Origin of the sequence: Streptomyces lusitanus, assembly GCF_042647945.1 — a bacterium.
Taxonomy (GTDB): Bacteria; Actinomycetota; Actinomycetes; order Streptomycetales; family Streptomycetaceae; genus Streptomyces; species Streptomyces pseudogriseolus.
Genome location: NZ_JBHRWL010000011.1, coordinates 394,840 through 403,088, shown reverse-complemented (window position 1 = coordinate 403,088; position 8,249 = coordinate 394,840). Strand labels below are relative to the sequence as shown.

8 protein-coding genes are annotated in these 8,249 nt (G+C 70.6%); 6 read left to right on the top strand and 2 right to left on the bottom strand.

Going from position 1 to position 8,249, the window contains the following annotated elements:
* Positions 1-71: 71 nt before the first annotated feature.
* Complete coding sequence (locus tag ACFOSY_RS19810; protein ID WP_394308659.1) at positions 72-1,535, bottom strand: regulator; 1,464 nt, start codon at positions 1,533-1,535, stop codon at positions 72-74.
* Positions 1,536-1,844: 309 nt separating this feature from the next.
* On the opposite strand from ACFOSY_RS19810, the gene lipB reads away from it, so the two are divergent.
* The 4 genes from lipB (at position 1,845) to ACFOSY_RS19790 (ending at position 4,992) form a co-directional block, all read left to right on the top strand.
* The gene (lipB, locus tag ACFOSY_RS19805) at positions 1,845-2,663 is read left to right on the top strand and encodes a lipoyl(octanoyl) transferase LipB (protein ID WP_394308657.1); all 819 of its coding nucleotides are present in this window, start codon (positions 1,845-1,847) and stop codon (positions 2,661-2,663) included.
* Positions 2,664-2,735: 72 nt separating this feature from the next.
* Positions 2,736-3,701, top strand: coding sequence for a lipoyl synthase (gene lipA / locus ACFOSY_RS19800; protein WP_006130126.1), 966 nt, complete (start codon positions 2,736-2,738; stop codon positions 3,699-3,701).
* 315 nt (positions 3,702-4,016) lie between these two features.
* Positions 4,017-4,217, top strand: a complete 201-nt coding sequence (locus tag ACFOSY_RS19795) for an SCO2195 family GlnR-regulated protein (RefSeq protein ID WP_394308654.1) — start codon at positions 4,017-4,019, stop codon at positions 4,215-4,217.
* Between the two features lie 70 nt (positions 4,218-4,287).
* Positions 4,288-4,992, top strand: coding sequence for a DUF4191 domain-containing protein (locus ACFOSY_RS19790; protein WP_225654081.1), 705 nt, complete (start codon positions 4,288-4,290; stop codon positions 4,990-4,992).
* Positions 4,993-5,096: 104 nt separating this feature from the next.
* On the opposite strand, the gene ACFOSY_RS19785 is transcribed toward ACFOSY_RS19790, so the two are convergent.
* Positions 5,097-5,564 carry an RDD family protein gene (locus ACFOSY_RS19785; protein WP_394308651.1) on the bottom strand — a complete coding sequence of 156 codons (468 nt, stop codon included), beginning with the start codon at positions 5,562-5,564 and terminating at the stop codon, positions 5,097-5,099.
* A 210-nt stretch (positions 5,565-5,774) separates the two neighbouring features.
* Here ACFOSY_RS19785 and glnA point away from each other — a divergent pair, with 210 nt between their 5' ends.
* Together glnA and ACFOSY_RS19775 are read left to right on the top strand one after the other, a co-directional pair.
* On the top strand, positions 5,775-7,184 hold the full coding sequence (gene glnA, locus ACFOSY_RS19780) for a type I glutamate--ammonia ligase (protein WP_006130122.1): 1,410 nt from the start codon (positions 5,775-5,777) through the stop codon (positions 7,182-7,184).
* A 117-nt stretch (positions 7,185-7,301) separates the two neighbouring features.
* Positions 7,302-8,246, top strand: coding sequence for a DUF1963 domain-containing protein (locus tag ACFOSY_RS19775; protein ID WP_394308649.1), 945 nt, complete (start codon positions 7,302-7,304; stop codon positions 8,244-8,246).
* Positions 8,247-8,249 lie beyond the last annotated feature (3 nt).

Below are 8,249 nucleotides of genomic sequence, written 5' to 3'. Positions count from 1 at the left end.
TCGTGCCGCCTAGGGCGGCACGGGTGGGCGCAGGCGGCACCTCGTACGCGCCGAGGTACAACACCCCCGCCTCAGACGAACGCCGCAGCCACCCTGTCCCGATACGCCCGCACAGCCGCCGCATCCCGATACGGCTCCAACCGCCGCTCGAAATCCCGCACATACTCCACCGCCCGCACCGACCGCATCTCCCCCGCCTGAGCCGCCGCCTCCGCCCCCAACTGGCACGCCTGGTCCAACTCCCCCAGCCCCAGCCGCGCGGTCGCGAGAACGACCCGGCAGAACAGCCGGCTCCGCGCGTACCCCGGCGCCCGCAACTGCAACGACCGCTCCGCGTGCTGAGCCGCCGCCCGGAACTGCTGAAGATCCCGGTGGCAGTGCCCGAACTCGTCGGCGAGCTGCGCCTCGTCGAAGAACCGCGCCCAGTGCGGCACCTCGTCCCCGGGCCGCGCCGCGTCCAGCGCCCGCTCCGCGCGGACCAGCGCGGCCGTGCAGGCCCGTACCTCCCCCAGCACCCCGTGCCCCCGCGCCTCCGCCGCGTGCAGCAGGGCCTGGACGGCGGGCGGCGCCGAACTGCCCACGCCCTGCTGGGCGACCCGGGCGAGCTGCACGGCCTCCCGTCCGTGGCCGAGGTAGACGGCCTGCCGGCTCATGGTGACCAGCACGAACGCGCCGTACGCCCGGTCGCCGGCCGCCTGCGCCAGCCGGAGCGCCTGGACGAAGTACCGCTGGGCCAGCCCGTGCGCGGCGATGTCGTACGAGGTCCAGCCGGCCAGCCGGGTCAGGTCGGCCGCGGCGGCGAAGAGCCGGCGGCCCGTCTGCTCGCCGTAGGTGCCGCGCAGCATCGGCTCCAGTTCGTGTTCGAGGTAGCGCACGAGGGCCTGGCGGGCGTGCCCGCCGCCGTAGGCGTCGTCGAGGGTGCGGAAGAGCTCGCCGACCGAGCGCAGCGCGGCGATGTCGCCCGCGGTGACCCGGTGGCCGGGCGCCCGGTCGGCAGCCCCGCGCCGGCGGGCGGCGAGCTCGGCGGGCGTCACGGGCCGCACCGGCGAGCGGCCCTGGGCGGGCACCCGTACCGGCTCGGCGCGCGCGACCTTCTCGTCGGGCCGTCCGATCAGCCAGTCCCGGCTGGGCACGACGAGGCCCGCCGAGGTGAACGCGATCTTCCGCAGCTCGGCGTGGCTGCCGGAGTCCTTGCGCCACAGCCCGCCGACGATGTCGACGGCCTCCTCGGGGGTGGCGGCGAACTCCAGTCCCGCGTAGACCGGCGCGCAGGCGTCCAGTCCGAGGTCCTGGGCGGTGAGCCGGCGGCCGAGGCGCCGGGTGAAGACCTCGGCGATCAGCGCCGGTGTCGTGCCGCGCGGCTGCTGTCCGCGCAGCCAGCGGGTGACGGAGGTCTTGTCGTATCTCAGGTCGAGCCCGTGTTCGAGACCAAGCTGGTCCACGCGACGGGCGAGTCCCGCGTTGGAGAACCCCGCTTCTGCGATGAGCGCGGCGAGCTGTCGGTTGGGGGTGCGCTGCGCGGGTCGTTCCGTCATCTGCGGTGCGGTCTCCTGCCTTCCGGCTGGTGGTCTGTCCGGATTGCCTGTGAGCAGCCCTTATGGCCTCGTGGTCGGCGCGAATGTAGCGGAGAGTGAGCACGCGATCGCAGAGATCGACAGGCATTCATCCGATCGTGTGAGGATTGGTTCGACGCTGACGGGCGCGGGACGGACGGCCGCGACGCCGGCCGTGGCAACCGTGGGGCGACCCTCGTGGCGACGGCCGACGGCGGGCGGTCCGTCGAACGGTCGTACAGTGGCGTGGGCGCGTTTCGCGCCTGACGACCTTCGAGGGAGGCGTTTGCCGTGGGTGAGTTGCGGTTCGTCCGGATGGGCTTCGGTGACGAGGCGGTGGACTACCAGGTGGCCTGGGACGAGCAGCGCCGGGTGCACGCCGCGCGGTTCGCCGACGAGGTGCCCGACACCGTGATCCTGCTGGAGCACCCGCCCGTCTACACCGCCGGGCGGCGCACCGAGGACAGCGAGCGGCCCCTCGACGGCACCCCCGTCATCGACGTGGACCGCGGCGGCAAGATCACCTGGCACGGTCCTGGCCAGCTGGTGGGGTACCCCATCCAGAAGCTGCCCCGCCCGGTGGACGTGGTCGCGCACGTCCGCCGCCTGGAGGAGGCGCTGATCCGCACCTGCGCGGAGTTCGGTCTGGCGACCACCCGGGTCGAGGGCCGCAGCGGCGTGTGGGTGCTGGGCGACCCGGTCGAGCGGCGCCCCGCCCTGGGCGGCCTCTCCCTGGACTTCGACCCGCGACTCACCGACGACGAGTTCGACCCCCGGCTCAACGGCCCGGAGTACGCCCCCTCCAACGCCGGCCAGCGCCGCGAGGACCGCAAGATCGCCGCGATCGGCATCAGGGTCGCCAAGGGCGTCACCATGCACGGCTTCGCCCTGAACGTGAACCCCGACAACAAGTGGTTCGACAAGATCATCCCGTGTGGCATCCGCGACGCGGGCGTCGCCTCCCTGGCGAACGAGCTGGGCCGCGACATCACGATCCAGGAGGTGCTGCCCGTCGTGGAGCGCCACCTCAAGGACGTCCTCGAGAACGCCGAGCTGAAGCCGCGCGTGGTCGAGAAGACACCGGCGGCCGCCACCGCGTCCGGCGTCTGAGGGCCGTCCGGGCTTTCACTTCCATGGGCGTACGCTTGACGACGCCGAAGAATCAATCGCTAGGAGCCGGTCGTGTCCGCAGTCGCACCCGACGGACGCAAGATGCTGCGCCTGGAGGTCCGCAACAGCCAGACCCCCATCGAGCGCAAGCCCGAGTGGATCAAGACCCGGGCGAAAATGGGCCCCGAGTACTCCAAGATGCAGAACCTGGTCAAGAGCGAGGGTCTGCACACCGTCTGCCAGGAAGCCGGCTGCCCCAACATCTACGAGTGCTGGGAGGACCGCGAGGCGACCTTCCTCATCGGCGGCGACCAGTGCACCCGGCGCTGCGACTTCTGCCAGATCGACACCGGCAAGCCCGAGGCCCTGGACCGGGACGAGCCGCGCCGCGTCGGCGAGTCGGTCGTCACGATGGACCTGAACTACGCCACGATCACCGGCGTCGCCCGCGACGACCTGGAGGACGGCGGCGCCTGGCTGTACGCGGAGACCGTGCGCCAGATCCACGCGCAGACGGCGGACCGCGCCGAGGGCCGCACCAAGGTCGAGCTGCTGGCCCCCGACTTCAACGCCGTCCCCGAGCAGCTCGCGGAGGTGTTCTCCTCCCGCCCCGAGGTGTTCGCGCACAACGTGGAGACGGTCCCCCGGATCTTCAAGCGGATCCGCCCCGGCTTCCGCTACGAGCGCTCCCTGAAGGTCATCACCGAGGCCCGCGACTTCGGTCTGGTCACCAAGTCCAACCTGATCCTCGGCATGGGTGAGACCCGCGAGGAGGTCAGCGAGGCGCTGAAGCAGCTGCACGACGCGGGCTGCGAGCTGGTCACCATCACCCAGTACCTGCGTCCCTCCGTGCGCCACCACCCCGTGGAGCGCTGGGTGAAGCCGCAGGAGTTCGTGGAGCTGAAGGAGGAGGCCGAGCAGATCGGCTTCTCCGGTGTGATGTCCGGGCCGCTGGTCCGCTCCTCGTACCGGGCCGGCCGCCTGTACCAGATGGCCGTCGAAAAGCGCGGCGCCTTCGTCGCCTCCCAGGCGGTCTGAGCGCGGCGGCGGTCTGAGCGCGGCGGCCGGGCGGTCCGAGCCCGACGGGCGCGCCCGCGGAGCCTGCCCCGCCGCGCCACCGTCACGCTGTGAATTCACGCACAAGGCCCTACCGGCGGGTAGTGGCCGAGAGAACGCGGTCCCGGCCGTCCTCCCAGTTGAGGGCACAGGCCGGGGCCGCGTCGGCGTCCAGGGGCCCGGCGTGAAGGCTTCATGCCCGTTTGACCGGTCGGTCACGCCCTGGTAACACCAGGCAGTGACCCTGGTATCACCGCACGCCACCATTGCCCGCCGGCATCGAGGGAGACCGTCACCATGCAGGCCGCGCCCGTCCGCGCCACCGCCATCCCGTCCCTCACCACCGCTCTGCGCGCCGTCGAGTCCCTGCTGATGAGCAGCGGCCAGCGCACCGCCCGGCGCAACGCCTGGACGTCCGTGCTGGAGGACCGCCGCCGCGCCCAGGACCGGGTCGAGGCGCAGCGCGTCCTCGACCAGAGCCTGATCACGCGCCCCTGAGCCGGGCCGCCGCGGGCCGACCCCGGCACTGCCGTCGAACGCGCTCCGGGGGACACGTAGACTTCATGGCATGGCGAGGAAGGAAACCGCAGCGGACGCTGCGAACCCCGGGCGACTGAAGCAGATCGCTCTGACCTACAAGATGACCCGCAGGGCCGACAAGAAGATCGGTCTTGTACTCGCGGCTGTCGGAATCGTCACCTTCGGTGTCTTCCTCGCGATCGGCTTCTTGATCGGGCACCCCATCTATCTCGGCATCCTGGGCTTCCTGCTCGCCTTCCTCGCGACGGCGATCGTGTTCGGCCGCCGTGCCGAGCGGGCTGCCTTTGGACAGATGGAGGGACAGCCCGGCGCCGCCGCGGCCGTGCTCGACAACATCGGCCGAGGCTGGACGACGACCCCGGCGGTCGCGATGAACCGCAACCAGGACGTGGTGCACCGCGCGGTCGGCAAGGCCGGCATCGTGCTGGTCGCCGAGGGCAACCCGAACCGGGTGAAGAGCCTGCTGGCCGCCGAGAAGAAGCGGATGAACCGCATCGTCGCGGACGTGCCCGTGCACGACCTGATGGTGGGCACCGGCGAGGGCCAGGTGGAGCTCAAGAAGCTCCGCACCACGATGCTGAAGCTGCCGCGCGTCCTCACCGGCCCGCAGGTCACCGCGACCAACGACCGGCTGCGCGCGCTGGGCGACCTGATGAGCAACATGCCGCTGCCGAAGGGGCCGATGCCGAAGGGCATGAAGCTGCCGAAGGGCGGCGGTCAGCGGGGCCGCTGAGCCCGCCCCGCACGACGGACGGACGAGGACGGGGCGCCGGAAGTGAATTCCGGCGCCCCGTCCTCGTCCGCGTGTATGTGTCGCGTGTACGTGTACCGGGCGTCTCAGACGCGGACCTCGACCGTGCGGGCCAGCCGGTCGTGCAGGCCGCGGCCGTCGCGGTCCCAGACGAGGGCGGGGATCGCCAGGCACAGCAGCACCGAGCGCAGCAGGCCGCGCAGCGGCTGCACCGTGCCGGTGCCGAGGGCGACCACGCGCAGTCCGAACAGCCGCTTGCCGGGTGTGAAGCCGACGGTGCCGACGGTGAGCACGCTCAGCACCAGGAACACCAGCAGCGCCCAGTTGCCGGTGCGGGCGTCGTAGCCGTCGGTGAACAGACCGTATGCGATCAGGAGGCACAGACCCCAGTCCACAGCGAGGGCGCCGAGCCTGCGGCCGGGGCGTGCGATCGAGCCCGGTCCCTGTTCCGGCAGCCCCAGCTGCTCACCCCGGTAACCGAAGTCGGCACCGGCCTCCTCCATGGCCGCGCGGGGGCCGGACAGCCATGATCCGATTGCTTGCCTGTTGTCCACCCGTCCACGGTACTGCGACCGGATATGACCGGGAGACGGCGGGGTGTGCCGGAGCTACCGTGGAAGAGGCGCTGGTTAACTTGTGCGAAACAAACGGGTCACGCCCGAGAAATGACCCGTCCCTAGGGTCGAGTGCAGCGTGTGCCCCCCGCACTGGCCGCACGAACGATCTACCACCCCGGCGGGACGGTCGGGAGTAGGAGGAGCTGGATGTTCCAGAACGCCGACGAGGCCAAGAAGTTCATCGCGGACGAGGACGTCAAGTTCATCGACGTCCGCTTCTGCGACCTGCCGGGCGTGATGCAGCACTTCACGATCCCGGCGTCGGCCTTCGACCCGGCCGAGGAGCTGGCCTTCGACGGCTCCTCGATCCGCGGCTTCCAGGCCATCCACGAGTCCGACATGGCGCTGCTGCCCGACCTGTCCACCGCGCGGGTCGACCCCTTCCGCCGTGACAAGACGGTCAACATCAACTTCTTCATCCACGACCCGATCACGGGCGAGCAGTACTCCCGTGACCCGCGCAACGTGGCGAAGAAGGCCGAGGCGTACCTCGCCTCCACCGGCATCGCCGACACCGCGTTCTTCGGCCCCGAGGCCGAGTTCTACGTGTTCGACAGCGTGCGCTTCAAGACCTCGGAGAACGAGTCCTTCTACCACATCGACTCCGAGGCGGGCGCCTGGAACACCGGTGCGCTGGAGGACAACCGCGGTTACAAGGTCCGCTACAAGGGCGGCTACTTCCCGGTCCCGCCGGTCGACCACTTCGCCGACCTGCGCGCCGAGATCTCCCTGGAGCTGGAGCGGTCCGGCCTCCAGGTCGAGCGCCAGCACCACGAGGTGGGCACCGCCGGCCAGGCCGAGATCAACTACAAGTTCAACACGCTGCTCGCCGCCGCCGACGACCTCCAGCTCTTCAAGTACATCGTGAAGAACGTCGCCTGGCGCAACGGCAAGACCGCGACCTTCATGCCGAAGCCGATCTTCGGTGACAACGGCTCCGGCATGCACGTCCACCAGTCGCTGTGGGCGGGCGGCGAGCCCCTCTTCTACGACGAGCAGGGCTACGCCGGCCTGTCGGACACCGCCCGCTACTACATCGGCGGCATCCTCAAGCACGCGCCGTCGCTGCTGGCCTTCACCAACCCCACGGTGAACTCGTACCACCGTCTGGTGCCGGGCTTCGAGGCGCCGATCAACCTGGTGTACTCGCAGCGCAACCGCTCCGCGGCCATGCGTATCCCGATCACCGGCTCGAACCCGAAGGCCAAGCGCGTCGAGTTCCGCGCCCCGGACTCCTCCGGCAACCCGTACCTGGCCTTCTCGGCCCTGCTGCTGGCCGGCCTCGACGGCATCAAGAACAAGATCGAGCCGGCCGAGCCGATCGACAAGGACCTCTACGAGCTGGCCCCCGAGGAGCACGCGGGCGTGGCCCAGGTCCCGACCTCCCTCGGCGCCGTGCTGGACCGCCTCGAGTCCGACCACGAGTTCCTCCTCCAGGGCGACGTCTTCACGCCGGACCTGATCGAGACGTGGATCGACTACAAGCGCCAGAACGAGATCGCCCCGCTCCAGCTGCGTCCGCACCCGCACGAGTTCGAGCTGTACTTCGACGTGTAAAGAGCGAGGTCACACCCGCGAAGGCCGTCACCCCGGACCAGGGGTGGCGGCCTTCGCCGTTCGTCCGGCGACGCTCAGACCCGGTGGACTGTCAGTGGGGTGCCGCAGGATGACGCCATGTCATACACAGACGAGTTCCGCGCCTTCGCCTCCCGGCACGGCGTCTCGAGCGACGCCATCACCCGGATCATGTGGCACATGCAGCCGTCCTTCCACATCTACGTGACCGACGAGGACGACATCGACCCGGGGGTGATCGTGGTGGGTCATGTGGGCGGGCTGCCGGAGTTGCCCGCGGACGTCGAGTGGGACACGGCGCACTACTTCGTCGCGTCGCTCGACCTCGCCGCGCTGCCGAAGCAGCCGCTGGACGACGGCCTCCCGCGCGAAGGGCATCTCCTGTTCTTCGCCTACGGCGAATACGAGGCCGAGGACGGCGTCGTGCCGGTGATCCACGTTCCACCGGGCACCGAGACGGCCGTGCGCCCCGTTCCCCCGAGTTGGGACCTGCACGGCGAACCGGACGAGCTGAAGCCGCTGAGGCGCCGGGCACTGGTCTGCACCCCCGGCACGTCGTGGGACGTGCTCGACTGGTCGTGGGACCCCGAGGTCCCCTACAAGGAGCAGACGATCGAGCGGCTGGCCCTCCAGGCAGATGTCGAAGAGGACCTGCGGGAAGGGCTCGGCCTGCTCGTGGCCGCTGTCCGGGAGTACGCCGAGCGGACCGGGACCCTCCCGCGCGTGGAGCGCCGCGGCGGGCTGCGCGGGGTGGAGCTGAACCCTTCGGACCGGGCCTACTACGGCGCGGAGTTCCTGAGGAAGTGCGAGGAGGCCGTGATCGTCTGCCGGGACGCCCCCGAGAGGTTCGAGGAGCTGTACTCCCGGGCCTTGGCGGAAGCGACGACCTTCGACGAGGGAGGACCAGGAGCATGGCTGAACCTCCTGGAGGTCTCTGAGGGCGTCGTCTTCGAGATGGGAGACGGCGAGGCGGGCTGGATCATCAACCGCGACGACCTGCTGGCGCAGCGCTTCGACCGGGTCTACCAGGCGTACCACTGCTGACCG

What these genes read in the sequence shown, in the direction of transcription:
- ACFOSY_RS19810 (WP_394308659.1), bottom strand. Translation starts at nt 1,535, where the DNA reads ATGACGGAACGACCCGCGCAGCGCACCCCCAACCGACAGCTCGCCGCG.
- ACFOSY_RS19795 (WP_394308654.1), top strand. Translation starts at nt 4,017, where the DNA reads ATGCAGGCCGCGCCCGTCCGCGCCACCGCCATCCCGTCCCTCACCACC.
- ACFOSY_RS19790 (WP_225654081.1), top strand. Translation starts at nt 4,288, where the DNA reads ATGGCGAGGAAGGAAACCGCAGCGGACGCTGCGAACCCCGGGCGACTG.
- glnA (WP_006130122.1), top strand. Translation starts at nt 5,775, where the DNA reads ATGTTCCAGAACGCCGACGAGGCCAAGAAGTTCATCGCGGACGAGGAC.
- ACFOSY_RS19775 (WP_394308649.1), top strand. Translation starts at nt 7,302, where the DNA reads ATGTCATACACAGACGAGTTCCGCGCCTTCGCCTCCCGGCACGGCGTC.